At 38.0% G+C, this 25,708-nt stretch carries 23 protein-coding genes, 1 tRNA gene, 2 pseudogenes and 1 riboswitch; of the genes and pseudogenes, 6 read left to right on the top strand and 20 right to left on the bottom strand.

Annotated features, from left to right (window positions below):
- Positions 1-212: 212 nt before the first annotated feature.
- From PPA04_RS01345 to recX, 8 genes are all read right to left on the bottom strand, one after another.
- Entirely contained in the window at positions 213-1,790 is a 1,578-nt protein-coding gene (locus PPA04_RS01345) for a peptide chain release factor 3 (RefSeq protein ID WP_057784567.1), read from the bottom strand.
- Between the two features lie 10 nt (positions 1,791-1,800).
- Positions 1,801-3,819 carry a CDP-glycerol glycerophosphotransferase family protein gene (locus PPA04_RS09655; RefSeq protein ID WP_229923037.1) on the bottom strand — a complete coding sequence of 673 codons (2,019 nt, stop codon included), beginning with the start codon at positions 3,817-3,819 and terminating at the stop codon, positions 1,801-1,803.
- A gap of 17 nt (positions 3,820-3,836) precedes the next feature.
- Positions 3,837-4,598 (bottom strand): hypothetical protein, encoded by a 762-nt coding sequence (locus PPA04_RS01335; protein WP_147206676.1) that lies wholly within the window; start codon positions 4,596-4,598, stop codon positions 3,837-3,839.
- A 172-nt stretch (positions 4,599-4,770) separates the two neighbouring features.
- Complete coding sequence (gene tagD / locus PPA04_RS01330; protein ID WP_057784569.1) at positions 4,771-5,175, bottom strand: glycerol-3-phosphate cytidylyltransferase; 405 nt, start codon at positions 5,173-5,175, stop codon at positions 4,771-4,773.
- Between the two features lie 109 nt (positions 5,176-5,284).
- The gene (locus PPA04_RS01325) at positions 5,285-6,391 is read right to left on the bottom strand and encodes an AI-2E family transporter (RefSeq protein ID WP_057784570.1); all 1,107 of its coding nucleotides are present in this window, start codon (positions 6,389-6,391) and stop codon (positions 5,285-5,287) included.
- A gap of 260 nt (positions 6,392-6,651) precedes the next feature.
- On the bottom strand, positions 6,652-7,209 hold the full coding sequence (locus tag PPA04_RS01320) for a DUF402 domain-containing protein (protein ID WP_057784571.1): 558 nt from the start codon (positions 7,207-7,209) through the stop codon (positions 6,652-6,654).
- Positions 7,210-7,509: 300 nt separating this feature from the next.
- Positions 7,510-8,712: a serine hydrolase domain-containing protein gene (locus PPA04_RS01315; protein ID WP_057784572.1), complete on the bottom strand. Its 1,203-nt coding sequence runs from the start codon at positions 8,710-8,712 to the stop codon at positions 7,510-7,512.
- 30 nt (positions 8,713-8,742) lie between these two features.
- Positions 8,743-9,558: a recombination regulator RecX gene (gene recX / locus PPA04_RS01310; protein ID WP_057784573.1), complete on the bottom strand. Its 816-nt coding sequence runs from the start codon at positions 9,556-9,558 to the stop codon at positions 8,743-8,745.
- Between the two features lie 85 nt (positions 9,559-9,643).
- On the opposite strand from recX, the gene PPA04_RS01305 reads away from it, so the two are divergent.
- Positions 9,644-10,105, top strand: coding sequence for a flavodoxin (locus PPA04_RS01305; RefSeq protein ID WP_057784574.1), 462 nt, complete (start codon positions 9,644-9,646; stop codon positions 10,103-10,105).
- 38 nt (positions 10,106-10,143) lie between these two features.
- On the opposite strand, the gene PPA04_RS01300 is transcribed toward PPA04_RS01305, so the two are convergent.
- Together PPA04_RS01300 and wecB are read right to left on the bottom strand one after the other, a co-directional pair.
- The gene (locus PPA04_RS01300; protein ID WP_147206675.1) at positions 10,144-10,563 is read right to left on the bottom strand and encodes a GtrA family protein; all 420 of its coding nucleotides are present in this window, start codon (positions 10,561-10,563) and stop codon (positions 10,144-10,146) included.
- Positions 10,564-10,568: 5 nt separating this feature from the next.
- Complete coding sequence (gene wecB / locus PPA04_RS01295) at positions 10,569-11,693, bottom strand: non-hydrolyzing UDP-N-acetylglucosamine 2-epimerase (RefSeq protein WP_057784576.1); 1,125 nt, start codon at positions 11,691-11,693, stop codon at positions 10,569-10,571.
- A 296-nt stretch (positions 11,694-11,989) separates the two neighbouring features.
- On the opposite strand from wecB, the pseudogene PPA04_RS01290 reads away from it, so the two are divergent.
- Positions 11,990-12,178: pseudogene (locus PPA04_RS01290) on the top strand (aminopeptidase); the annotation flags it as partial.
- Between the two features lie 56 nt (positions 12,179-12,234).
- On the opposite strand, the gene PPA04_RS01285 reads toward PPA04_RS01290, so the two are convergent.
- The 3 genes from PPA04_RS01285 to PPA04_RS01275 form a co-directional block, all read right to left on the bottom strand.
- Entirely contained in the window at positions 12,235-13,551 is a 1,317-nt protein-coding gene (locus PPA04_RS01285; protein ID WP_229923038.1) for a nucleobase:cation symporter-2 family protein, read from the bottom strand.
- A gap of 110 nt (positions 13,552-13,661) precedes the next feature.
- A riboswitch (purine riboswitch) is annotated at positions 13,662-13,761 on the bottom strand.
- A 111-nt stretch (positions 13,762-13,872) separates the two neighbouring features.
- Positions 13,873-14,106, bottom strand: coding sequence for a heavy-metal-associated domain-containing protein (locus PPA04_RS01280; protein ID WP_057784578.1), 234 nt, complete (start codon positions 14,104-14,106; stop codon positions 13,873-13,875).
- 94 nt (positions 14,107-14,200) lie between these two features.
- Complete coding sequence (locus tag PPA04_RS01275; RefSeq protein WP_057784581.1) at positions 14,201-16,072, bottom strand: heavy metal translocating P-type ATPase; 1,872 nt, start codon at positions 16,070-16,072, stop codon at positions 14,201-14,203.
- 172 nt (positions 16,073-16,244) lie between these two features.
- Between PPA04_RS01275 and PPA04_RS01270 the strand changes: the two genes are divergently transcribed.
- From PPA04_RS01270 to PPA04_RS01255, 3 genes and pseudogenes are all read left to right on the top strand, one after another.
- Positions 16,245-16,318 (top strand) — tRNA-Arg (locus PPA04_RS01270).
- A 400-nt stretch (positions 16,319-16,718) separates the two neighbouring features.
- Entirely contained in the window at positions 16,719-17,312 is a 594-nt protein-coding gene (locus PPA04_RS01265) for a type IV toxin-antitoxin system AbiEi family antitoxin domain-containing protein (protein ID WP_057784939.1), read from the top strand.
- Positions 17,313-17,332: 20 nt separating this feature from the next.
- Positions 17,333-18,169: pseudogene (locus tag PPA04_RS01255) on the top strand (nucleotidyl transferase AbiEii/AbiGii toxin family protein).
- A gap of 246 nt (positions 18,170-18,415) precedes the next feature.
- Here the strand turns inward: PPA04_RS01255 and PPA04_RS01250 are convergent.
- The 7 genes from PPA04_RS01250 to PPA04_RS01220 form a co-directional block, all read right to left on the bottom strand.
- Positions 18,416-18,637 carry a hypothetical protein gene (locus tag PPA04_RS01250; protein WP_057784942.1) on the bottom strand — a complete coding sequence of 74 codons (222 nt, stop codon included), beginning with the start codon at positions 18,635-18,637 and terminating at the stop codon, positions 18,416-18,418.
- A 108-nt stretch (positions 18,638-18,745) separates the two neighbouring features.
- Positions 18,746-18,976 carry a helix-turn-helix domain-containing protein gene (locus PPA04_RS01245; RefSeq protein WP_057784943.1) on the bottom strand — a complete coding sequence of 77 codons (231 nt, stop codon included), beginning with the start codon at positions 18,974-18,976 and terminating at the stop codon, positions 18,746-18,748.
- 27 nt (positions 18,977-19,003) lie between these two features.
- A complete protein-coding gene (fakB, locus tag PPA04_RS01240) occupies positions 19,004-19,870 on the bottom strand; it encodes a DegV family protein (protein WP_057784944.1) in 867 nt (288 codons plus the stop codon).
- Between the two features lie 376 nt (positions 19,871-20,246).
- Positions 20,247-21,908: a peptide ABC transporter substrate-binding protein gene (locus PPA04_RS01235; protein WP_057784945.1), complete on the bottom strand. Its 1,662-nt coding sequence runs from the start codon at positions 21,906-21,908 to the stop codon at positions 20,247-20,249.
- 231 nt (positions 21,909-22,139) lie between these two features.
- Positions 22,140-23,789 carry a peptide ABC transporter substrate-binding protein gene (locus PPA04_RS01230; RefSeq protein ID WP_057784946.1) on the bottom strand — a complete coding sequence of 550 codons (1,650 nt, stop codon included), beginning with the start codon at positions 23,787-23,789 and terminating at the stop codon, positions 22,140-22,142.
- A 212-nt stretch (positions 23,790-24,001) separates the two neighbouring features.
- Positions 24,002-24,241: a hypothetical protein gene (locus PPA04_RS01225; protein ID WP_057784947.1), complete on the bottom strand. Its 240-nt coding sequence runs from the start codon at positions 24,239-24,241 to the stop codon at positions 24,002-24,004.
- A gap of 180 nt (positions 24,242-24,421) precedes the next feature.
- A complete protein-coding gene (locus PPA04_RS01220; protein ID WP_057784948.1) occupies positions 24,422-24,877 on the bottom strand; it encodes a DUF2715 domain-containing protein in 456 nt (151 codons plus the stop codon).
- Between the two features lie 212 nt (positions 24,878-25,089).
- Between PPA04_RS01220 and PPA04_RS01215 the strand changes: the two genes are divergently transcribed.
- A complete protein-coding gene (locus PPA04_RS01215) occupies positions 25,090-25,632 on the top strand; it encodes a VanZ family protein (protein WP_057784949.1) in 543 nt (180 codons plus the stop codon).
- Positions 25,633-25,708 lie beyond the last annotated feature (76 nt).

Here is a 25,708-nt window from a genome sequence, read left to right as displayed (position 1 = left end):
GAACCTCCATTACACATCAACAGTGATATTTGAACTTTAAAGCCGTTCATAAACTAAATAAGTATAACTGAAAAACGGTATTTTTAATAGACCTTTACCATGTATTTTAAGAGATTTTTAGATAACTTTAAATTCCAATTACCAAAAACGAATCGCAAAAAAGGGCAAATTCCAAGTTATAAATTGGATTTGCCCTTATAAAACAACTTAAATTACAGCTTAGCGGTTAACTTAATTTTTGGATACTTACCTTTAAACCAACGTTCTGCAAATTCATTTTCAAATAAGAACAATGGCTGATCCATACGGTCCTTTACCAAAAGATTCCGTGAAGAAGACATCCGCTCGTCCAGTTGTTCCGGATCGATCCAGCGAGCAATTTTCTTGCCCATTGGTTCCATAACAACTTCTGAATGGTATTCGTTTAACATCCGGAATTGGAAAACTTCAAACTGAAGTTGACCAACCGCACCCAAAATATAATCACCCGTATTATAATTTGTGTAGAGCTGAACAGCCCCTTCTTGAACCAGCTGTTGAATCCCTTTATGGAAAGATTTTTGCTTCATTACATTTTTTGCAGCAACATGCACAAATAGTTCTGGTGTAAATTGTGGTAATTTTTCAAACTGCACGTCATGTTTTCCTGAATAAATGGTATCACCAATTTGGAAATTTCCAGTATCGTATAGCCCGACAATATCGCCAGCAACCGCCTTTTCAACTGTATGCCGTGCATCAGCCATAAACTGGGTTGAATTTGAAAGACGAATCACCTTTCCAGTTCGATGTAAGGTCACATCCATCCCCCGATCAAATTCCCCTGAACAAATTCTGACAAAAGCAATTCGATCCCGGTGATTGGGGTTCATGTTGGCTTGAATTTTAAAAATGAAACCTGAAAACTCGGGATCATCTGGTTCGATTTTTTCTTCAGCTTGATCCACATGAGCTGCGGGAGCTGGCGCATACTTCAAATAACTGTCAAAAAAAGTTTTAACCCCAAAATTAGCTAACGCCGAACCAAAGAAAACAGGCGTTAAATCTCCGGATAAAATTTTGGCCTCATCAAATGAATTGCCGGCTTCACTAAGTAGCTCCATATCGCCTTCAGCATCTTGATAAGCACTATCTTCAGTCAGTGGATATTTATCTGAGAGTTTACCTTCCGCATCCAGTGGCAAATACTGATTACCCTGTGCATCTTTACGATATAAAACCACTCGCTGGTTATAGCGATCATACAATCCTTGTAGTCCTTTACCCATGCCAATTGGCCAGTTCATTGGATAAGCATCAATTCCCAACACTTCTTCTAATTCATTAACCAAATCTAAAGGCTCACGGCCATCTCGATCCAGTTTATTCATAAATGTAAAAATGGGAATCCCCCTCATTTTACAAATTTGGAACAACTTCTTGGTTTGGGGCTCAATTCCCTTTGCAGAATCAATAACCATGACAGCGGAATCCACGGCCATTAAAGTTCGATACGTATCTTCGGAAAAATCCTCATGTCCTGGCGTATCCAGAATATTGATTCGTTTTCCTTGGTAATCAAACTGCATAACCGAACTAGTTACTGAGATTCCACGTTTCTTTTCAATTTCCATCCAATCTGACTTTGCATAATTACCAGATTTTCGGGCTTTAACGGTTCCAGCTTCACGAACAACTCCTCCAAAAAGCAATAATTGTTCCGTAATCGTTGTTTTACCAGCATCCGGATGAGAAATAATGGCAAACGTTCGCCGTTTTGCGACTGCTTGATCTATTTTTGTTTCGTTCATAACTACCTTCCTACTTCTTAATTGCGTTTACAATATAATCTACTACTTTTCGCGATGAGTCTCCACTATCAATTGCACAAAAACGGTCGTAGAATTGCTGGAAACGGACATTATTGGTCATATCCCCGTTTTGCAATATTTTTCCTATCTCAGTAAACATGTCTGCTTCCGAATGGACAATTTCGCCCGGAAGCTCATGTTCATAATCCAAATAGAAACCTCGCAATTCATTTTTGTACATCTCATAGTCATACGGATAAAACAAGATTGGCCGTTTTAAGTATGCAAAATCAAAGAAAACTGAGGAGTAATCAGTGATCAATAAATCAGAAACTAAATACAAATCACTGATATTAGGATAATCAGAAAGATTTAAAACACAATCTTGAAATTCTGAGACGTCGATTTGATTCGCGATCAAATAGTGCATCCGCAAAATCAAAATCGTATCTTTCCCGTACTTTTCTTGGAATTTCTTCAAACTAAATGGTAATTTAAATGTGTATTTTCCAGTCGTGATAAACGCATTATCTCGATAAGTTGGTGCGTACAAAACGACCTTCTTATCGGCTGGAATTCCCATTTTTTCTTTCAAGTCCTTGATTTGTGCCGCCGTCGTGTTAATTAACTCATCATTACGCGGATAACCGATTTTTAAAACTTGATTCTTATAGCCAAATGCTGATCGAAAAATATTGGTTGAATAATCATTGGGACTAATCAATGCATCCCATCGATTTGCTTCTCGAGTGAAGTTCCGATGATAAGACACAGTATCCGTTCCAGGCATCGTCACCTGTTTAATATCCAGACCTAATTTTTTCAATGGTGTCCCATGCCACGTCTGCAGATAAAAGGTGAATTTAGATTTTTTTACCCATGATGGATAACGGGCATTACTAACCCAACTTTGCGCACGACGCATCAATGATACCCATTTTACACTATCACGGACAACATAGTGCATCCCGTGATCTCGACAAAAGCTTTTGAGTTCCGGATAAATCGACCACACCAAATTATAACCTGGATAGAACTGCTTAAAAACGCGATAAATGGCAAGTGGACTATCAGAAACCTGGCGGCCACCAAAGCTTTCAAACACAACTGTTGGCCGTTGATATGGTATTCGGCTCCGCTTAAATAATTGTTTAATCAGATGCAACCTTATTTTACCGAGAAAAACGCCCGCTAAGCCTAAAGTTAGCTGTGCTTTTCCTGCGATCCGTTTAACCAGTTGTTGCATTGATGGCTTTTCAATTGGCAAGACCAAAGTCAGCCTACTATCATATGCCAAATCCAACTCAACAACATTGCCATTTACATTTTGAATAAAATCACTATCAGGATTAAATTGACTCGCGACACCAAGGCGTTGATGAAAATATTTATCGTTAAAATCATAAGTAATTGCCAGCTCATATTCATTAGCAATCGTCAATTGGGCAAATGGAATTTTAAACTGAAATAGGTCTGGATACTGACTTAAATTTTCAGTAATCCGCAGCATATCTGTCTCATCATTTTTATTTTTAACTGTAACTACAATGTTTTGTAAACTCTGCACATTAATCTGTTTAGTGCCAAAAAGCATGATCCCATCAGGCACGTGTTGCACATTTTGCAACTCAAACAGATCATCATTAGTTTTGCGATAAACTTCGATATTCACGTAACCAGCAAAATCTGTCTGAAACTTTTGAAACAAGTTAATGTCCAACCATTTATTGTCCACAAACTCATTTTCAACCTGAACCGTTTCAAAATGATCGCCTTCTTGCCACTGTAAATACATTTCCCAAGTGAACCGATTCTGTCCCGGAAAACTACCTGTCAATTGCCCAGAAGGTAGCTGAAACTGCAGCATATTTCTGTCAATTCTGACATGGCTGATCATGAAGCTTTCTAAGGATTCCTGCTCAATAAAAAATAGCCGCAAGTTTTTAACTTGCTGTGTTAACCCGATTAATTCAATTTCGTATTCTTGTTCTTGAGACCTAGTCTGCACATCGGACAAAATTGCGCGCATTAATGCTGCCCCCTTTCTCAATAATTAAAAGTTTTTAAGGTGCCCAAATAAGGACTCATGGATTCAACCAATTCTAAATCTATAAAAATCCCGGTTGTCTGATCATTATCAATTAGCTGACGTAATTGCCCTGCATAAAATTCAAATACATTTTTATAAGGACGCCAAGTCACATAGTCATGGACACTAAATTGAGAATTTGAGATTTCAATGCGTACGGTATTCCGTGGCGTGCCCTTAAACAAATCTGATTCCACAATCGCGCCACGCGCCGCAAATTCACTATCACTTGCCACTCTATAATTTCTAAGCCGTGGCTGTTTGACAATGAATTGGTAAAGTTGTTGGTTAGTGTTATTCAAAACTTCATAAATTGTTGGCTGTCCATCTTGAAAATGGACAACTTCTCGAACTCTTTGTTGGTCATCATAATAGTATTGCGTTTGTAACGTACCATCCGCAAAGCTTTTAAGAAGCGCCAATCTGTCTTGTCTAAAAATCCGTTCCATGATGAGGTCATGTTTATCAAAATACCTTTCGATCTTTTCATGTTCAGGAAGTTCAAAAGTCCGTTTTTCCGGTTCACCAGAGTGAATTGTATCTAGCGTTTGCAAGCTGACAGCAATCCCCTTTTGTTCATGTAATAAATCAAACCAATTGATAATTTTTGCTTCAGAATTTTCCCTTGCAACAGCCTTGGTCAATTTAAAAGTGACTTTGGCTGCCAAATGATAGTCCAAAATCATGACCAAAACTGTCACCCGAATTTGATTATTCACTAATTTTTTAATCGTTTTTATCAGGTACGGATTCTTTATCGAAACAGCATCCGAAACCAGAACTAGGCTTTTTTCATCATCAATCCTCTTACCAATCTAATCATTAAAAAAATTTAATTTAATATCATATATAAGAAAAAACTGAGGGATTACCCCCAGTTTTTGTTTACTTTTACTTTTTATTGTCGCTTGCTAGACCAAGATCACGTTTGATTTTAGTCGTTGAAATACCTTCTGTTCGTGGTAAATAAACCACTTCACAATAATCTTTCAGGAAGTCAAACTTACCTTTCCAATCATCGCCCATCACAAAAGTGTCAATGTGTCTTTCTTGGACATCTTTGATTTTTTGATCCCAACCCTTTTCTGGAATAACTTCATCCACATAACGGATAGCTTCCAAAATGTACTTGCGATCTTCGTAACTGGTATAAGCCTTTTTTCCTTTTAAAGCATTAAACTCATCCGTTGAGACACACACGGTTAAGTGGTCGCCCAATGCCTTTGCACGTTTAAGTAAACGAATATGTCCCTTATGAATTAAATCAAAAGTGCCATAAGTAATTACATTTTTCAATGTTCATTCTCCTAAGAATATAATATTAAATACTCACCAATATTACCACAAACAAGCCGCCGTATTCCAGTAAATTAGCGTTATCCTAGTTAATCAAAACTAACTTAAACTAATCTTGATTATTTAAGATCCAAATATGATAAATAAATTCAACTAATACTTTGACAACAGCATAGGCAGGAATTGCCAAGATCATTCCAGGAATTCCCGCAATTTTTCCAGCCGCCAACAACAGAATAATAATGGTTAGTGGATGTACTTGCAAACTCCGACCAATAATATTGGGATAAATCAAATTACCATCCACTTGTTGCACAATCAAAACGACGATAACCACCCAAACAACTTGCATCGTGGAATCCGTCAGAGCAACTAGCAACGCTGGAAAAATTCCAATATACGGACCAACATAGGGCACAATGTTTGCAATCCCAGCTACGACACCTAATAACAACGCATAAGGCTGACCAATTATCATATAACCAATTGCGGTAAACGTCCCCACAAACAAGCATTCCAAAACCTGTCCACCAATGTATGAGGATAACGTGGCACTCATTTTATCAAACAATTCCACAATCGCATCTGCATTTTTTGCTGGTAACATTCGTTTGATGGAGGGCATTAACTTCCAGCCGTCTTTTAACATGTAAAATAGCATTACCGGCACCGTAATGATCACAACTGTGACACTTGTAATCGTGGCGATTAACGTGCCAATGCTACTCGTCATTGTGCTTAAGATTGACTCTGCATAGGTTCCAATTGAACTATTCATTTTCTTAATGTAGGGATCTAAGTCTACGTTTTTAATCCAATCGGAATGTTCCAAGAAATGCTGTGAGGCCTTTTGTAAATTGCTGGCAATACTTGGTAAACTTTCAATCAACTGCGCAATCTGATTGGCCAATCTTGGAATCATCCATCCCAATGCATACCCAATAATTCCCAGCAACAGAACAAACACAATCACCACGGCCCAGGTATGGCTAATACGAAACTTTTTGTACTTAATTTTTTGAATCAATTTAACTAACGGATTAAGTAAATAAAACAAAAATCCGGACAAAAGGATTGGCACAAACACGGTTGAAATGAAAGTTCCAATCGGCGCAAACAAAAAATTAATTTTGGTACAAACATAAATTAAAGTCGCTACGATCAGCAACTCCAAGGTCCAAAACATCAAGGGGGATCGCCTAATCTTATCAAACATAGCATGGCTCCTTTTTCTCTCTGTGAAAACTAGTCATTACATAAACTTGTTTTCCATTCCATAACGTTTCTATTATAGCCTATTAAGACATCATTTTTCATAACCTTTGCATTACAAGAACAGTAAATTTAAAAAAGTGGCAATTTTTTGTTTTATAAAAACAAACTGACAACATTTGAACTTTTCAAACATTGCCAGTCATATTTATATAGGTAGACCTGAAATCAAATTAATTGGTTCAATTTCTCTTACGATCAAAATTAACGCCGGTTATTCCGTTGAACAAGTTCTAGATAACGATGGTACCAGATATTAATAAATTCGTTTGAAAACGGTCCAATCTCCTGATCAATCCAATCGGTCAGTGTAATGACGCTCGAACGCACAATTTGGTCTGTATCTTTTGGATAGTGCCACTTCCGGCTAAACCGTTCGTATTCATCAACATCTAATAGCTTTCGATCCCCATTCGGATAGACTTTTACATCTAAATCGTAATCAACATATTTAAGTGCTTCTTCATCCAATACATATGGAGAAGCCAAATTGCAATAGTTTGATACGCCGTTTCTGCGAATCATGGTCACCACGTTAAACCAATAATCTTTATGAAAATAAACTATGGCTGGCTCGCGAGTTACCCATCGTCTCCCATCATCTTCAATCACAAGCGTATGGTCGTTACAACCAATAAACTCATCATCGCTATTCTTTAATACCATTGTATCCCGCCACGTCCGATGCAAACTGCCATCGTGCTTATAGCTTTTGATCGCAATATAGTCCCCTGCTCTAGGCTTCTTAGACTTGCGATTCATTCTATGACACAGCTTTCTAATTCTGAAGGTTTTAACTCTTAGAATTCCATCCATTATTATATCAAAAAAGACCAGCAGACGAAAGAACGAGTGCTGGTCATAAAAATAAATTTTGATCAATATCGATTCAAAGTAGTTTCACTATTCTTGATGTAGTATCGTCCCATTCTAAGGTTAATAAAACTATGTCGGTCGTTTCGAAGTTAATTTTTCGCCTCTAACCAAAAAGCGGATCTCCGCCACTCAAAATTAGTCTACAATAAAAAGATTGTTTTCCTAAATCACTTCTAACTTAATCATTTAATACATGCCTTGCATCAAGTTTTGATAAATCTGATGACATTGCTGCGTCAACATTGAATCTTTCCGCCGATAATTACTCAACATAATCACCGCATTTTGTCCGTCGCCGCTAATCATCATGCCGCTTTCTTCACCATAACCAACACCGTGACTCCAATAACCGCCATTTTTTTCGTGATACAAACCGCCCGCATAGCCTATCCGATTACCTGCTGCATCATGCAAAATCTGCGTATTTTCAACACTCACAAATCTAGCCTGCAAAATTGCACGACTAACCTTATAAAAATCACTCGCATTCATATAGACATTTCCTGTTGCCAACTCATTATGCTGATTAGCTGGTGACTCGTGAAACGCATGTAAATAATTAGCAGAATCATCAGAAAATGGTTGATTATGATACGGCGTGGACAACCAATTTGCTCGTTTTGCTAACATGACAAAGCCTGAATGATGCAGGTCCAGTAACCGGATAATGTGTTGATTAAATAATTGATAGTAAGTCCGATGGGTCACCCTCTGCAAAACTCCCGCTAATAACGTGTAATTAACAGGCTGATACGACCACTTGTGATTCTGATTTGGTAAGAATTGCACATGGTGAGCTGCATAATCTACCACCCCGGAACCAGAAAGTGAACGGGTGGAAAAATTGTGAATTCGTAATCCGGTCGTCATATTAAGCATAGATCGAATCGTCATTTTTTTAGCACCTGGAATATTTGGATAGAATTGGGCCAGTCGGTCTGTCAACCTCAATCTACCTGCTTCCACCTGTTGCATTAATAAAGTCGCGGTCATTGATTTTTGCATCGATAAAATTTGATATTCAGATTGTGCCGTATTAAATCCTTGTTTTTGAAAATTAGCATACCCATAGCCTTGATCATAAATAGGTTGGCCATTTTTCACAATTAAGATCGTGCCCACAAACTGGTCGCCACCAATTAAAGGTTCCAGCAACTGCTTTAACTTTTTAGCCTTTAGCGATAACTTCGGCTGTTGGGTCACCACTTTGCGTGGAACAAAGGTTTTTTGTACTAGTTTTCGTGCTGGTATATGCTTCGTTGAGCCACTAAAAAAGATGGGATCACTACGTTGCATCACGCGATAATTGTGATAACCAACCCCGGCGCTTCCAATCAGAATCATTAAAATAAATCCAAACAAAATAACCCGCCATAAACGTTTTTTCATAACTATTGCTCCCCCATAAAACGATGATACTTATTTTAAATCTTCTTGTTCATCAATTAATCGATTAATGGCGTCCGACTGGAAACCTTTCCCATATAAGGTTCGCCTCGTGCGCATCTTCCGTTGTGAAAAAGCATAGCGGCGATTACGATTCCAAACTTTTTCAAATTCACTTTTCAATTTCTCGTCTTCCAAGTCAGGGTCAATTTCAAATTCCATTTGTTCAAGAATTTGAGTAATCACATCTCCTGTAAATCCCTTGGTCATCAATCCTTGCCGCACTTTTTGTTTCATCTTCGAAACCGGATCCCGGCGGTAATGGTGACTAAGTTTCTCGCCAATTTCAATCCCGTTAGCGACCTGATCATCTGCCGGATATTCTAATAACGCCTGCTCGATGTCATTTTCTAAAATACCCTTGGTTCGCAAGTTGCGGGTAATCACAATGGGGCCCTTATCAGAAGTCCGAACCATCGTTCGCACGTAGCTTTGGGCATACTGAAGATCATCCACTAAATTTAATTCCCGTAATTTTTTCAAAGTTGCTTCAATCGTGGGTTCTGGAATTTCTTTTTCCCGAAGCTTTTGCTGAATTTCTTTTTCCGTTCGTAAGTGGCCTGACAAAAACGCCAATGCGCGTGAATAAGCCTTGGAAACATCATCTGCTGCCAAGATTTCTTCTTGCAATTGCTTATCAATTTCCATCCCTTTGAAAATGCGATATTTAATCATCACATCTTCACTAATCGGAAAGGCGTATTGGTCATCTAAAAAGACGTTATAACGTCCTTCTCTTTTTTGCGTGGTAATTTTGGTTACCTTTGGAACTGCTTTTTTTTCTGTCATCGTGAACCTCCTTGCTGAAAACATTCACTAAACTGGATTTGTCTGCTATAATTCTTTAGGACTTATAATGAAAAGAGGAACTCACATGCCAACTGCAAAAGTTGTTTTTGCAACCATTACCGGCAACAACGAAGATTGCGCCGACATCATTACCGAAGCGCTTGAAGATCTCGGCGTCGAAGTTGACGAATCAGAGATTTCACAGACCGATGCCGATGAATTTAAAAATTTTGATATCTGTGTTGTGGTACCTTACACCTACGACGAAGGTGCCCTTCCTGAAGAAGGCTTGGACTTCTATGAAGAACTACCTGATTTAGATTTAGATGGTAAAATCTTTGGCGTAGCTGGATCCGGCGACGTTTTTTATGAAGAATTTTATTGTGTCGCTGTTGATGCCTTTGCCAAAGCTTTCAAAGCTGCTAAAGCTAAACAAGGAGCAGAACCCGTTAAAATCAATTTGGCACCTGAATCAGAAGAAGATTTAGATCAATTAGATGCCTTTGCCAAAAGCTTAGTTGATAGCTACAATGCCTCACAAAACTAAAGCCTGTTTAAAAAAGATTGGAATTTGGTTAATCAGTTTCAATCTTTTTTTGTCTCGTGTTGTTTAAAAATAATTAATTTGCTGAACACGTAATTTACGATCACCACGATCACATTATCAGCCACTTTTACTAAAATGGCATTATCCTTCATTAACGAAACGCCAACCCACATAATGATAACTTCCATAAAGTAGGTCAATAAGCGAAAGAAGAAAAAGGAACCAAGTTCACGCCAAAACGCCCGCCAGGTAGTGTAACCTGAGCTAAAAACCCATACTTTATTAGTAAAAAACGCCACCAAAACCGATGCAATCCACGCGATTGCAGTGCCAATTTGGTAATTCCAATTTGTATAAGTTTCAAAAAAGGCAAACACCCCAATATTGACAACTGTTGTAAGAACCCCAAAAACTAAATACAAAATGATGGCTTGATTCTTTTTAATTAAATCCTTCATCCCCATTAACTCCGCTTATCACTAAATTTTTGTTGTAAGAAATCTAAAATATGTTGGGCAGCATGTCCATCCCCATACGGATTTTTGGCAGTGGCCATTTTTTGATAAACTTGTGAATCGTCCAACAATTCCAGCATCGCATCCGTCACTGTTTGTGGATCAGTACCCACCAATTTTAACGTGCCAGCTGTGACCCCTTCTGGACGTTCCGTTTCATCACGCAATACCAAAACAGGTTTGCCCAACGAAGGAGCCTCTTCTTGCACACCGCCAGAATCTGTCATGATGAAATAGCTGCGCGCAGACAAATTATGGAAATCCACCACATCCAGTGGGTCAATCAAATGAATCCGGGAATCATCGCCTAGTTCTTCGTGAGCTGCTTTTTGAACGGCAGGACTTAGATGAACAGGATAAATAATTTCTACATCTGCATGAGAATCCACGACTTGCTTAATGGCCTTAAATACTCGGCGCATTGGTGCTCCCTGATTTTCGCGGCGATGCATCGTTAACAAAATTAGACGATGCTCTGGCATTACCAAATCTAGCACAGCGTGATGATAATCTTCACGCACGGTTTCATGCAGGGCATCAATGGCAGTATTTCCCGTAACCGCAATGTTGGCTTCGGGATGGTTTTCCTTAAGTAAATTTTGTTTACTTAAAGTCGTTGGTGCAAAGTAATAGTCGGCCAAAACATCCGTTAATTGCCGGTTCATCTCTTCTGGATATGGCGAATACTTATCCCACGTCCGTAAGCCCGCTTCCACATGGCCTAGCGGGATTTGGTTGTAAAACGCACTAATGCTGGCCGCAAAGGTTGTTGTGGTATCTCCGTGAACCAAAATAACATCCGGTTTCACTTCTTGAATAATGGTATCCAATTTATTTAAAACGCGGCCGGTAATCTCACTTAACGTTTGATTGGGTTTCATAATATTTAAATCATAATCTGGGGTAATTTTGAAAATTTCTAAAACTTGGTCCAACATTTCTCGATGTTGCGCTGTCACAACGGTGATCGCTTCAAATTCAGATTTTCGTTGATTCATTTCTAAAATGATTGGGGCCATTTTGATGGCTTCAGGACGCGTTCCAAATATGGTCATGACACGTAATTTTTTCAAAATAATCCTCCGTAAAAGGTGCCTTTATCGGCATAATTAATAATTTATCTTGTAAACAAGTATACCGCACCACTCATCGTTTTTTAAGTCTTAACTGGTCTTTCTGATATTTCTTAGCACTTATTTTGCAATCAACCGCCCATTTCTTGCGTGGAAACGCGTTGGCTATGCTACGATAGAATCGATTTTTATGAAGAGGATTGCCTTTATAAATGAAACAACTTTAACTAAAAAGCTTCAAAAATACGCTAATTTAGTTACTCAGGTGGGTGTAAACTTCTAACCCAGTCAACCGCTTCAACTTGCAGGGCAGCGCTAAAACGTCTCCTGAAGAATTGTCCAAACATGGCATCAATAATAGCCAAGTGCACGTCGACTTCATGGTCAGTTCTGACAAAATGAACATCGATGGCATCAAACAAGATGGCACCATCACCCCGATTTTTAGAAACGGTAACTGGATAAACCACCTTCACCTTCCATAAAATAAATACGCGAATTTCTTTGATCTGTTTTATACAGACTCGAAATTCGCGCATTTTTATTTAGCTTCAGTTTTACGTTGTAACTTAAAGACCAAGTTTAGGAAAACGGCCACAATACTAGTCACGACGACCCCGTTACCGAGAATTAAATACAATTCTGAAGGAAGCGCTTGGAAAATCGTGGGCACACTGGCAACCCCTAAGCCAGCGCCAATGGAAACTGCAGCAACAATCAAATTGCGGCTGTCATCAAAGTCTACGTTTTTCAAAATTCGGACCCCTTGTAGCCCAACCGTTCCAAACATAACTAACATTGCCCCGCCTAAAACTGGTGTTGGCACCACCGTGGCTAATGCGCCGATTTTGGGCAATAAGCCTAAAATCAGTAAGAATAAGCCAGCAAAGTAAATTGGCTTCCGAGTTTTAACTCCGGAAAACTGCACAACACCCACATTTTCAGAGAATGTAGAGTATGGGAAAGTGTTAAAGATGCCACCCAAAATTTGGGCAATTCCTTCAGCGCGATAGCCCCGTTTTAAATCATCGCCGGTTAAATGGCGATTGGTCATGTCACCTAGTGCGAAGAAAACTCCTGTCGATTCGATCATGGTCGTTAACGCGATTAGAATCATCGTTACTGAAGATGACCATTCAAAATGCGGTACCCCAAACATGAAAGGTTCGGGGAAACGAAACCAGCCACTTTGCGATACAGTACTCAGTTTAATCATTCCAAGTGCTCCGGCCAAAGCCGTTCCGCCAATTAATCCGATCAAAATCGCAATCGATTTGATAAAGCCGCGACCCCAAACGTTAATCGCAATAATCAAAGCTAACGTGAAACCACCGACCAATAAATTACTTGGCGAACCAAAATTATGGGATCCCACAGTTCCACCGCCTAAATCAGTAATCGCTACGGGCATCAAAGTGAAACCAATGACCACAATCAATGACCCTGTCACAACGGGTGGAAAAAGATTCCGCATTTTCGAGAAAACACCACTCATCAATAAAACAAATAATCCGGAAACAATAATTGCACCATACATCGTGGTGATCCCAAGCGTTTTTCCGATGGTTCCTAACGGTGTGATAACCTGAACCGCACAACCTAAAACAACTGGTAGTCCAATTCCAATCATTCGCGTCCGATGCACCTGCAATAATGTGGCGATTCCACACATAAATAAATCCATGGAAATCAATAACGCCAATTGGGTGGCGGTAAAATGCACGATTGCCCCAATCAACAACGGCACCATGACATCGCCAGAATACATTGTCAGTAAATGCTGCAACCCTAAAACAGCCGCATGACCATTAGAAGTTGAATTCTCTAACGGAACGCCTTCACCTGAATCGAAATCAATCTGTTCTTGTGCCCACTTCTCTTTTGAAACCAACTTGTTACCCCCTGTTGAATATATATATATCACTATTAGCGCAAAACAAAAACGATGTCCGCAAATAGAAGACATCGTTTGATGAATTTATTGCGTATAGTCCAGAATTTACGGTTCTGGGTAGAAACTCGCCAACCATATTAAGGCGTTTATATATGCATTTCGTTTTTAATTACTAAGTACTATACCACCGAATTTTTAGTTTATCAACATCAGATCGTTTTCACTATTAGCAGAACACAAAAAAACGGTGTGCTCCAAAAAATACTCTGGATCACATCGTTCAACTTATTTAGCTGGTTGTTTTACCTTTACACTTTGAACTTCGTAGCCCAAATTTTTAACAACCTGTGCTAATGCATCTGCTGTATTGGCTGTATCATCAAACTCAATTTTTACTTTACTAGCATTGAAGAGTACTTTTACTTTTTCAACACCAGCCTGTTTTTCTAATGCGCCTTGAATTTTTTGCATGCATGATGGGCAAGTCAACGCCCCTAATTGTAAGATTGCTTTTGTCATTTTAAATTTCCTCCTTATTTACTTTATACATCTATTATAGTGTCCAAGTTATCAATTAAAATTGATCATCGTCAAGTTTTGAAAAGTTTTTTATTTATTTTGCACCAGCTGCGTGATAACGAATTAAACGCATCGCATTGAAAATAACGACCAAGATACTTGCTTCATGAACAAACATCCCACTTGCCATGTAGATATAACCAAAGATCAATCCAATTAGTAGAAAGACTACCGTGCCAATCGCAATGATAATATTTTGACGTGTGTTAGCAACAGTCTTTTTGGCCAAGCCATACGCATGAACCAATTCATGAAAACTAGATTGCATCAACACAATATCGGAAGTTTCAATAGCCACATCAGTTCCACCACCCATTGCAATACCGATATCAGCAGTAGCAATCGATGGGCTATCGTTAATCCCATCACCAACAAATGCTACCTTATGACCTTGGTCTTTAAGTTGTTTAACAAACGTGACCTTGTTTTCAGGTAAGAGATTGGCATGAACTTCATCGATACCAAGTTCTTGGGCAACGTGATTAGCCGTAATTTCATTATCACCAGTTAACATCACTAGTTTTTTAATTCCGAGTTGTTTCAAAGCGGCCAAATTCTCTTTGACATTATCACGAATAACATCAGAAACCCCAATAATTTGTTGAATCTTATGATCTACAGCGACAATGACAGTTGAACTTCCAGTTGCTTGCAAATTCTTCAAATCATTTTCTTCTGCTTCGGTCAATTGAATTTGATTAGCAGTCATCAATTTTTGATTACCAACCAGAATTTGATGTTGGTCGATTTGAGCCTCAATTCCTTGGCCTTTAATGGTATTATTCGTCGTTACCTGTAAATTCTGAAACGCAACTTTTTGTTGAGTAGCATAAGTTGTGATTGCTTTGCCTAAAGGATGATCAGATTGACTTTCCAATTTTGCAGCAAATTCTAAAACTTGATTTTGATCATCCGCATAGTTTTTAAGATCAGAAACTTCTGTATTACCTTTGGTTAAAGTCCCAGTTTTGTCAAACACCAACGTATCAATCTTGGCAAAGGTATCCACCACTTCGCCACCTTTGATCAAGACACCATTTTTGGCACCATTACCAATTCCGGCTACGTTTGAAACTGGTGCACCGATTACCAAAGCACCAGGGCAACCAAGCACCAGAACCGTGATCGCTAATCGAAAATCACGCGAGATGAATCCAACTAAGATCGCTAAAATAAGTACTGCTGGTGTGTAATACTTCGCAAACTGATCAATAAACTTTTCAGCATGTGATTTTGTATCTTGAGCATCTTCAACTAATTCCACAATTTTGGCAAAAGTTGTATCATCTCCGACTTTAGTTGCCTTAATCTTCAAGGTTCCGTTATCTAAGATTGTGCCTGAGAAAACGCCGTCGCCGACCTGTTTAGTCACTAGTTTAGATTCACCCGTAACACTTGCTTCATTTAAGTATCCAGAACCCTCTACAACATCACCATCAATTGGGACTTGACCACCCGTTTTAACAAGCACGATGTCGCCCTCATCTACGTCATCCACATCAGTTTCAACGATTGAACCATCGTCTTGAACAACTTCAGCAGTGGTTGGTGCCATTTCAGTTAACGTCTTAATTGATTCACGCGTTTTTGCCAACGTCTTCGCTTCTAGAAAACTCCCAAATAAGAATAGGAAAGTGACAATTGCTGACTCATTGAACTCCTGAATGACAAAGGCACCAATGACCGCGATGCTAACTAATAATTCGATTCCAATTACGCGTACTTTTAAAGCTTCGACTGCTCGAATAATAATCGGTGTGGCTGCAATGATTGAAGCTAACACAAAAGCGACCGTATATAGCATTTGCGATCCTACTGCCTCACCCAGAAAACCAATCGCGATTAATGCCGCTGACGTCCACGTAATCGTATTAACATTTTTTTGAATAACCTGCTCAAATTTCATCATATTTCTTAACCCCTCGCCTTTATTTGATAAGTCTAATATAGTCGAAAATAGCACTATTGAAATTGACTGGGGTCAAGTTTTGCAAAATTCATCAATTTTTGGCTAATTTTTTTATCTGAAGCTGACTTGATTATCCCTAATATCTATGGGAAAATACGAAAGGAACCTTGTCCTCGTGGCTCAACTGGATAGAGCAATCGCCTCCTAAGCGATAGGTTGCGAGTTCGACTCTCGCCGGGGACATAAATAGTGTATTCATCAAATACCTTACATCTTTGATAAAGCAGTCTCTTCCATATAATAACAATGGAAGAGACTGCTATTATTTTTTGAAAAAATTAAATAAATAGACAAACATGATTGATAAACTAGCGTATCTTAAGAATGGTACAGCGCTTATATTGGGTACATCAATTAATATTCCAACACTAACTTAATTTGCCAAAGCTGAACCAAGTTCTGATAGTGCCAGTACTGCCATTTCAAAATCTTGGTTTGCACTAACAAATAACGAAACGTGATTAGGTTATTTCAATAATTTTCAATGCATAAAAGAATAATATGGTTATCGAAATCTAACATTTATACGCTTATTATAAGAAAACAGCGTTTATGTGTTAGAATATATAAAGAGGTGATGATAATGTCTAATAAAGAGAAGATCCTCGCGCATTTAAAAGCGCATAACGGCATGATTACTGTTGAAGAAGCGGCTTCTATGGGTGTCAACCGTTACTTCTTGTCAGAATTAACCGACAGTGGTCAACTTGAGCGAGTTAATCGTGGTGTTTATATTGATCCAGCTATATTTGAAGATGAAATGGCAATTTATCAATATCGCTTTGGTAAGGGAATATTTTCATATAATACCGCACTATATCTCCATGGATTAACAGATCGTACGCCGCGTAAATACGATATGACATTTCCTTTGGGCTATCATTCTGCTCGAATCTCTGACTATAACATACGATTCTATATGCAATCTAATAAATATTATCAATTAGGAATTGAATCTGAAATTACGCCAAATGGAAATACAGTCCGTGTTTATTCAATTGAAAAAACACTGTGTGATTTGATTCGTGGCAAGAATAAAAAAGATTCAGAACTAATTTCAATGGCAATGAACGGTTATGCTGCACTACCTAATAAAGATGTTAACTTGTTGATAGAAATGGCCCAAAAGATGAATGTGGAAACACAAATCAGAACATATCTGGAGGTACTTCTGTGAAACAACAATTTAGAAACGGTATGCAATTTAAAGCCTACGTAAAAAAGCTTGCTAAAGAGAATGATGTTACTGCTCAATTGATATTACAAGAAATTATGCTTGATGAGCTTTTAGAACGTTTATCAGTTTCCACGTATAAGAACAATATGGTACTTAAAGGTGGCTTTTTAATTGCTTCTCTAATCGGCGTTGATACTCGGTCAACTATGGATCTAGATACAACGTTAGTAGGATACCCATTGAGTTGAAAAAGTATTACAAATGCATTTACTGATATTTGTTCGATAGAAGTTTATAATGATCAAATTGAAATGACGGTTGTTAATGTTGAACCAATTAGAAAAGATGATGAATACGGTGGTTATCGTGTACACATCGATGCAGTTATTTTAGATGTGCAAACTGTCATCAAGGTTGATGTCTCGACTGGTGATAAAATGACACCCAAAGAAATTCATTACAAGCATAAACTAATTACTGAGGATAGAAAAATTCCTATTTTAGCGTATAATCTTGAAACAGTTCTTGCCGAAAAATTAGAATCGATTGTGGCACGGGGTAATGCCAACACACGGGCCAAAGATTTTTATGATGTTTATCAACTAAATAAATTAGAACAACAAAATATTGATTTTCCATTACTAAAAAAAGCAATTTTGAGAACGGCTGAAAAACGCAAAACAACTTCATTTCTAACTGATTATTCCTCAAGATTAGATTCAGTAAAAGAGACACCTGTTTTGATACGTTTATGGAAACGATATGGTGAAGATCATGATTATGCTGAAAGAATTGATTTTGTGGATACGGTTGATGCTGCTAAAGAGTTACTTGATTTTACTAAGATAAGTATGTAAATTATTCTGTAAAATATTGATACTTAAATATTATTAGTCAGGATATATCAATAAGTAAAAATTACATCCGTTTTCTACTCACAACACATGATCATTTGAGTAGAAAGTGTATTTTTTTTATCACTAATTTAGAGAAAATTATGATTCTTGGCACCAATGACGTATAAAACTCACTAATCACACCGACACTAAAAGCAAGTAGCGATTAATCTAAATTCGTTACCATACCTACTCTAATCACTCTAACTAATCATCATCCCGTTCAGAAATATCCGTAACGGCGTAATCAACAATCAAGTTTAATAAACGTCGTGGTAATTTTCCACAGATTTGAAAGTATGAGGTCTTCTCCAAACTAACATTGGCGGCTTCAATTTCATGCCGTTTAATATGTAATGTCGTTTTATCTTTTTCCACCGTGGTTACGCCCAGCATTTCCACTTTTCTAATAAATTCGCTTGTTTTCATTATTTTCACCCTATTCTAACGTCTAATTTTAGCACTTTGCTACAAAAAAACGCTAAAGTTGAGTTATCCACCAATGTGGTCAAATTCCTCTAACTTTAGCGTTTTTTGTTATTTCTTCAAATCTTTTAATTGACTCTTCTTGATCCCCGTGACGGCTTCCATTCCCTCACGTGTCACAATCAGTTGTTTACCGAATTTACGAATGGTTCCTTCTGGAAATCGTTTTGGATACTTATTATAGATTGTTCGGACGTAATCTTTTTGTTTGCCCCACATAGAGCTTGCTTCATGACTACCCATATAATCTTGATCGTTTAAATCGATTTTTAATTTTCTCATGTTTTTTGTTCCCTCACTTCTGTCTCTTTAAATTTCTTCTTTGACCCATAGAATGGCGACTGCCCCTGGTCCCAGATGTGCACCAAGGACCGGTCCAATTTGACCAGTTTCCACTGCCGCAACATTCGTTAATTTTGATTGAATGTTTTCATGCCATTTTTCAATCGCAGGTTCATTATCCGTGCCACACAGAAACACACGCACTGCATATGGAAGATCTTTCGTTTCATTAATAAAACGATTCACAATGTTTGCTTTGGCCTTTTTCAACGAACGCACTTTATCGACAGCCTCAATATTATACCGCTCTTTATTCAAAGAAAGAATTGGTTTGACTTTTAACAATGAACCAACAAACGCCGAACTACTCCCTAAGCGGCCACCATGAACAAGATTCTTCAAATCATCCACAATAAAATACTCGCCAATTGTTGCTTTTAACTCAGTTAACTTAGCGATGATTTCGGTCACCGGCCTTTGTGCCAGTGCCATTTTAGCAGCTTGAATAACTAAATATCCCAGTGGCTGTACGGAAATCTGTGAGTCCACCACATGAACCTTAATTTCTGCAACACTCTTCGCGAATTGCGCTAAATTGGTGACAAAACCACTAACACCACCAGTTAAATGAATACTAATAACTTCTTCATAGCCTTCTTTTGCGAGTTGGTGGTAAATTTCTTCCATGACTCCCATCGAAGGCGGAGCTGTGGTTGGAAAACTTTTTTCTGTTTTTAGTCGTTTATAAAACTCGGCATCACTAATGTCAATTCGTTCTCGATATTGATGATCACCAAAGCCTACTGAAATTGGTGCCACAGTAATTCGTAACTTTTCACAAACATTTTGAGGAAGATAGGCCGTACTGTCGGTCACAATCGCAGTTTTTGTCAAATTCTTTCACTCCTAGATTGATTAAGTGTTCAAAGTATACCGCTACTATCCAAGATCTAATGACATTGTGATGCATAATTACGACAAAAGCCCATTCTACCAGGTTTGTGACTACTTTTAACTCGTGACACCCAAATCTGAATTGTCACAATCTAACGCAGGTTGAAAGTTATGCTAAGTCGGTTTCTAACTCAATTAACTTTTCGCCAAAACGGGTAGGTTTTTCATTTAATTATTTTTTTAGCCCTCATTAACTTACATCATTGACTACCCTGAATAGAGCGTAGCAAGGTCCTCTCAGAAAGTCAAAAATTGTGCACACAACAAAAGACTCAGAATAGCCGCTAACTCGCAGCCATCTGAATCTTTGCGTGATCTATTTTTCTACGTAGACACCCTTCCAGTTCCAAGGAACACCGGCAGTGTTATAAATATAGCCTTTAACTTTTGTATTGATTAATTGTGGAACCACACCATTATACAATGGCGCATTTCCTTGTTGATTCATCAAAATCTTTTCAGCTTTGACCATATCTTCCCAACGTTTCTGAGTATTATTTGCATCCGCGTTGTTTGCCTTGTCAATTAACTTATCATACTCTTTGTTGCCCCACTTACCATTGTTGAAACTGTTATCGGAAGTGAATAAGCCTAAATCAGAGATTGGATCGGAGAAGTCAGCTCCCCAAAGCGTGATAACCAATTGGAATTGTCCCTTAGCTGAACGAGCCAAACGTGTTTTGTAAGGAATCGTTTGAACATTGATCTTCAAGCCCGGTAATTTTTCCAACTGTGATTGTAAGAATTCGGCAGCTTTCTTGCCGGCATCGGTATCATCAGCCATCAGGGTGTAAGTTACACTCTTTTTACCTTCTGCTTTTAATCCCTTTGCCCAAAGTTTCTTGGCTTTTGTCAGGTCATAGTTCACACCAGTACCAGTGTAAGCCTCTTTGGCAAAGTCTTCACCAGTCTTAGGATTGCTTGCTAAACCATCAGTAACGAAGCCCTTTGGTACTGTTGATCCATCTGCCAAAACATTATTAACCAGTTGTTTGCGGTTAATTGCTAACGACATTGCTTGACGAATATCTAAGTTTTGGAAAGCTTTGATCTTCTTGTAGTTGTATTCAAGATAAGCATTGCGCGCTTCACGGCCTAAGAAGAAGGACTTGCTACTCTTCATATTTGCCACTTGTGTTCCGGATAAGATAGTTTGATCCACTTGTTTGCCTTGGAAAAGGTTCAATCCGGTTTGTGTATCTTTAACAACTTGATCGTTTAATTTATCTAAGTAAACGTGTTTTTTATCCCAGTAATTTTTATTCTTAACTAATGACCATTTATTATTGGTTCCCGTCCATCCCTGTAAGGTAAATGGACCATTGTAAACTTGATATTTACTTTGCGTTGCGTATTTGTCACCGTATTTCTCCACTACTTTTTGATTTTGAGGGAAGAAACTTGGGAAGCCCATTAACAACTTGAAGTATGGAATGGCTTTTTCGAGGGTAACCGTTAATTTATAGTTGCCATCAGCTTTAATTCCTAAGCTGCTAACTGGTTTCTTGCCAGCTTGGATCTGGTCGGCATTCTTAATACCACTGTACAAGTATGCATATTGAGAACCAGTTTTTGGATTATTGATGCGTTGCCAAGAATAAACAAAATCTTTGGCTGTTACTTTGTCACCATTACTCCACTTCGCATTTTTGCGAAGGGTAAAGGTGTACGTTTTACCATCTTTGGATACTTTGGTCTTGGTGGCAATACCTGGAAGAATCTTATTGTTTTTACCCAAACGATATAAGCCTTCATTGGTATTGTTCATCACATTAAAACTAATCTGGTCAGTTGCAATCGATGGGTCAATTGAAGGCAATTCTGATTTTTCTGTCCAATTGACAACCTGTTTTGCAGCTAAATTACTCTTATCTACACCATTACTACTTGATGAAGATGACTTACCGTTACCACATGCAGCTAATAACAGCAGGGGAAGTACAACTAATAAAGTTACCGAGCCTTTTTTGAATTTCATCTACGAAACAACTCCTCTATATTTTGATTCTGATTATGAGAAACCGTCTAACCAGAATTTAATGTTAAATATAGCGTATGGTTGCATTCCTGTCAATACAAAAGTTAAACGAATATTAAAAAGTGTCATAAAAGCGTGAATTTTATGAGTAATATTAAAATTGTCAAAAAAGATTCGTAATGAACTGTTGTTTCAGTCATCACGAATCTTTAATTTTGATCTAATTATCAATTACTTGGTTACGTACATACCCTTCCAGTTCCATGGCACACCGGCTGTATTGTAAACATAACCCTTCACTTTAGTGTTGATCAGTTGTGGTGCGACACCATTGTAAAGTGGTGCATTGGCTTGCTGACTCATCAAAAGCTTTTCAGCCTTGACCATGTCTTCCCAACGCTTTTCAGTGTTGTTAGCATCACCATTATTAGCTGCATCAATCAACTTATCGTATTCTTTGTTACCCCATTTACCATTGTTAAAGCTGTTTGTTGAAGTGAACAAACCTAAATCAGAAATTGGATCGGAGAAATCAGCTCCCCAAAGCGTCACAACTAACTGGAATTGTCCCTTTGCAGAACGCGCTAAACGTGTCTTATAGGGGATGTTTTCAACGTTGATCTTCAATCCTGGTAATTTTTCGAGTTGTTTTTGCAAGAACTCAGTAGTCTTCTTACCCACATCTGTATCATCAGACATCAAAGTATAAGTAACACTCTTCTTGCCTTCTTGTTTCAAACCTTTGGCCCATAACTTTTTAGCTTCTTTTAAGTTATAGGTAACTCCAGTTCCACCATTGTATGCTTCCTTAGCGAAATCTTCACCTGTCTTCGGATTGCTTGCCAAACCATCGGTAACGAAACCTTTTGGTGTGGTTGAACCATCTGCCAAAACTTTAGTTACTAACTGCTTACGATTAATTGCTAACGACATTGCTTGACGAATATTCAAGTTTCGGAAAGCTTTAATCTTTTTGTAGTTGTATTCAAGATAGGCATTTCGCGCTTCACGGCCTAAGAAGAAGGATTTACTGTTCTTCAAGTTAGCTACCTGCGTTCCGGAAATGGCGGTTTGATCGACTTGTTTACCTTGGAACTGATTCAAACCAGTCTCAGTGTCCTTCACAACTTGATCATTAATCTTGGTTAAGGTCACATGTTTTTTATCCCAGTACTTTTTGTTCTTTACTAAACTCCACTTGTTGTTAGTACCCGTCCATCCTTGTAAGGTAAATGGACCATTGTAAACTTGGTACTTACTCTGTGTTGCATACTTACTGCCGTACTTCTGAGCCACTTTTTGATCCTGTGGGAAGAAGCTTGGAAAGCCCATTAACAACTTAAAGTATGGAATTGCCTTATCCAATTTTACAGTCAATTTATATTTACCAGTAGCTTTAATTCCTAAAGTTGAAACTGCTTTTTTGCCTGCTTGAATTTGATCCGCATTTTTAACTCCACTGTACAGGTATGCATACTGTGAACCTGTCTTGGGATTGTTAATTCGTTGCCACGAATAAACGAAATCTTGGGCGGTTACTGAGTCACCATTACTCCATTTGGCATTCTTACGTAATGTAAACTTGTAAGTTTTGCCATCTTTTGAAACAGTGGTCTTAGTTGCCATTCCGGGTTCGATTTTATTATTCTTGCCTAATCGATATAACCCTTCATTGGTGTTATTTAAGAGGTTAAAACTAATCTCATCAGTTGCTAACGATGGATCAATTGATGGTAACTCTGAAGATTCTGTCCAATTGACCACCTGTTTAGTTGCCAAATTGCCCTTGCTGATCGATGCAGAACTCCCATTACCACATGCAGCCAGTAGTAACAGTGGAACGACTGCCAAAATCGTTGCTGTTCGCTTCTTAATTTTCATTACTTGTACAACTCCCTTGCCTGCTTACATTTAATTATGAGAAAGCATCTAATCATAATTTAATCTAAATGCAGTTCCGTTTAGGTGCTGTGTCAACCCAAAATTAAATAAAAATGTGAATTATATTAAAACAGCGTAAAAAAGAAGGGATTTGCTTAACCAGCAGATTCCTTCTTTTCGAAAACCGATATTCTATTTATCTCAATAATACATTATGCTTCAATCTTTTTAGCTTCAGCAAAACGGACAATTACTCGTCCATGTAAATCGTGTAACTCTTCGCTACGAGCCTTAGCCACCGTATCAGGATCAATATCAATCAAGATAGAGTTTTCATATACTTTTCCAACTTGTCCGTCAAATCCAGTTGGTAACAAAGCAGTTTTTTTAACGTGTACTTTATCGCCAACATCAAAAGGCTTCTTGACTGGTTCTTCTTCATTTTTTTCCATTATTAGCATCCTTTCGTGGGTATCCTCAAAAACTTAATTTATGTCTCAAAGCTTACTCCTGTCTCAGAAAGTTTCTCTGATTACTGCGCTATGTTATCACAGATTACCAACTTCGAAAATACTTTCATCACAGTGCTCCTACTATTATAAAGATTTTAACCCAAATGGTAAAGCCAGACGCTAGAATTTTTTTTGACCATTCATTAATTTAATCGTTTTACGCCATGATAAACTATGCCGTTCATTTTTATTAAGCTTCTTGTAATATAGTTGTGCTTCAGGGCCTTGACCCCACATTGCCAATGCCTTGTAGTTGCGACCATTCTTTCCTTTAACCGTGACTAATTTGAAGAAGAAACCAAATCCCCATCGTTTATCGGAAAGTGAATAGCTACCCTTATAGTAAGGTTTGAATACCATATACTTACCGTATGTCTTTTCCATAACGGTATGATTTAAACCAACCATGGACGTCTTTTTAACGTTCAATCCTGTTTGTTTAGTTAAGTACCATTTGCCTCGCATTGCAACTGGTACGGAAGTTCGGGAAGCGGCCTGAGTTTCCGTACTATTCGTTAACATAAACATCCCCATTGCTAATCCAACAACCAATAAAAAGCGCATTACTTTTTTCATCAAAACCGCCTCCAAATGTTACATAAATATTACAATTTCTTTACAAGTTCATCATATAGCTTTCTGAATTCGAATGCAATCTTTTTTTGAAAAAGTTTAAGGAAGTGCAAAGATATTTAGAAAAAGTTAACTAAAACCCTTATGCTTAAAGGTTTTATTCTAGTTAAATATGCGATACAATTAAAACATTAATCAATTTGGGAGGTGGTTCAATGACAATACTTCAATATTTACCGTTTGTAATAATTTCATTACTAGTTGCCGTCTACAACATCAAAAAAATGCGTGTAAATCCATCACCATTTTCAATTTTAGTAAGAACCACCTTCATCATCTATGTTATTAGTGTTTTTTACTTAATTTTCACGCCTGGTACTTATTCATTCAGTATGAATGCTGTTTTTCAAACCATTCATGTAGGTTACGCAAAAGTAGTTGCAATTCCCTACCGTGATTACAGTATGCAGGCCATCCTGAATGTAATCATGACCATTCCAGCTGGTGTCTATCTATATATCTTTGGTTTTAGAGATCGACCAGTTTTATTTGAAGTTTTGCTCATCGCTTTGGGCATTGCCCTATTTAACGAAGGCGGTCAGTTTGTCTTAGATCAACTTGTTCACATCAATCGAACTGTAGATATCATGGATGTCATTCATAACGGACTAGGAGTTGTCCTTGGTTTCTATCTAATGACCCCGTTCAATTTATTTATACGCAGTGAAGAAAAAAGCCTTCAGAATGGAAAATTCTGAGGACTTTTTTGCAATTAGCTTTTTCTATTTGATTTTTACACCTGGTCCTTATTAATTTAGCACCGAACTATGCTTT

The sequence above is a fragment of the Pediococcus parvulus genome, assembly GCF_007990205.1.
GTDB lineage: Bacteria > Bacillota > Bacilli > Lactobacillales > Lactobacillaceae > Pediococcus > Pediococcus parvulus.
Note: the sequence above shows the minus strand (reverse complement) of the source record. Positions and strands in the feature narration are given on the sequence as shown.

Bases quoted from the DNA above. Each gene is read 5' to 3' on its own strand.
- PPA04_RS01265 (WP_057784939.1), top strand. From the start codon at position 16,719: ATGTCTAATAAAGAGAAGATCCTCGCGCATTTAAAAGCGCATAACGGC.
- PPA04_RS01215 (WP_057784949.1), top strand. From the start codon at position 25,090: ATGACAATACTTCAATATTTACCGTTTGTAATAATTTCATTACTAGTT.
- PPA04_RS01305 (WP_057784574.1), top strand. From the start codon at position 9,644: ATGCCAACTGCAAAAGTTGTTTTTGCAACCATTACCGGCAACAACGAA.
- PPA04_RS01250 (WP_057784942.1), bottom strand. From the start codon at position 18,637: ATGAAAACAAGCGAATTTATTAGAAAAGTGGAAATGCTGGGCGTAACC.
- PPA04_RS01325 (WP_057784570.1), bottom strand. From the start codon at position 6,391: ATGTTTGATAAGATTAGGCGATCCCCCTTGATGTTTTGGACCTTGGAG.
- PPA04_RS01245 (WP_057784943.1), bottom strand. From the start codon at position 18,976: ATGAGAAAATTAAAAATCGATTTAAACGATCAAGATTATATGGGTAGT.
- PPA04_RS01315 (WP_057784572.1), bottom strand. From the start codon at position 8,712: ATGAAAAAACGTTTATGGCGGGTTATTTTGTTTGGATTTATTTTAATG.
- PPA04_RS01225 (WP_057784947.1), bottom strand. From the start codon at position 24,241: ATGGAAAAAAATGAAGAAGAACCAGTCAAGAAGCCTTTTGATGTTGGC.
- PPA04_RS01275 (WP_057784581.1), bottom strand. From the start codon at position 16,072: ATGAAATTTGAGCAGGTTATTCAAAAAAATGTTAATACGATTACGTGG.
- PPA04_RS01320 (WP_057784571.1), bottom strand. From the start codon at position 7,209: ATGAATCGCAAGTCTAAGAAGCCTAGAGCAGGGGACTATATTGCGATC.
- PPA04_RS01235 (WP_057784945.1), bottom strand. From the start codon at position 21,908: ATGAAATTCAAAAAAGGCTCGGTAACTTTATTAGTTGTACTTCCCCTG.
- PPA04_RS01230 (WP_057784946.1), bottom strand. From the start codon at position 23,789: ATGAAAATTAAGAAGCGAACAGCAACGATTTTGGCAGTCGTTCCACTG.
- PPA04_RS01300 (WP_147206675.1), bottom strand. From the start codon at position 10,563: ATGAAGGATTTAATTAAAAAGAATCAAGCCATCATTTTGTATTTAGTT.
- PPA04_RS01220 (WP_057784948.1), bottom strand. From the start codon at position 24,877: ATGAAAAAAGTAATGCGCTTTTTATTGGTTGTTGGATTAGCAATGGGG.
- recX (WP_057784573.1), bottom strand. From the start codon at position 9,558: ATGACAGAAAAAAAAGCAGTTCCAAAGGTAACCAAAATTACCACGCAA.
- PPA04_RS01280 (WP_057784578.1), bottom strand. From the start codon at position 14,106: ATGACAAAAGCAATCTTACAATTAGGGGCGTTGACTTGCCCATCATGC.
- PPA04_RS01345 (WP_057784567.1), bottom strand. From the start codon at position 1,790: ATGAACGAAACAAAAATAGATCAAGCAGTCGCAAAACGGCGAACGTTT.
- PPA04_RS09655 (WP_229923037.1), bottom strand. From the start codon at position 3,819: ATGCGCGCAATTTTGTCCGATGTGCAGACTAGGTCTCAAGAACAAGAA.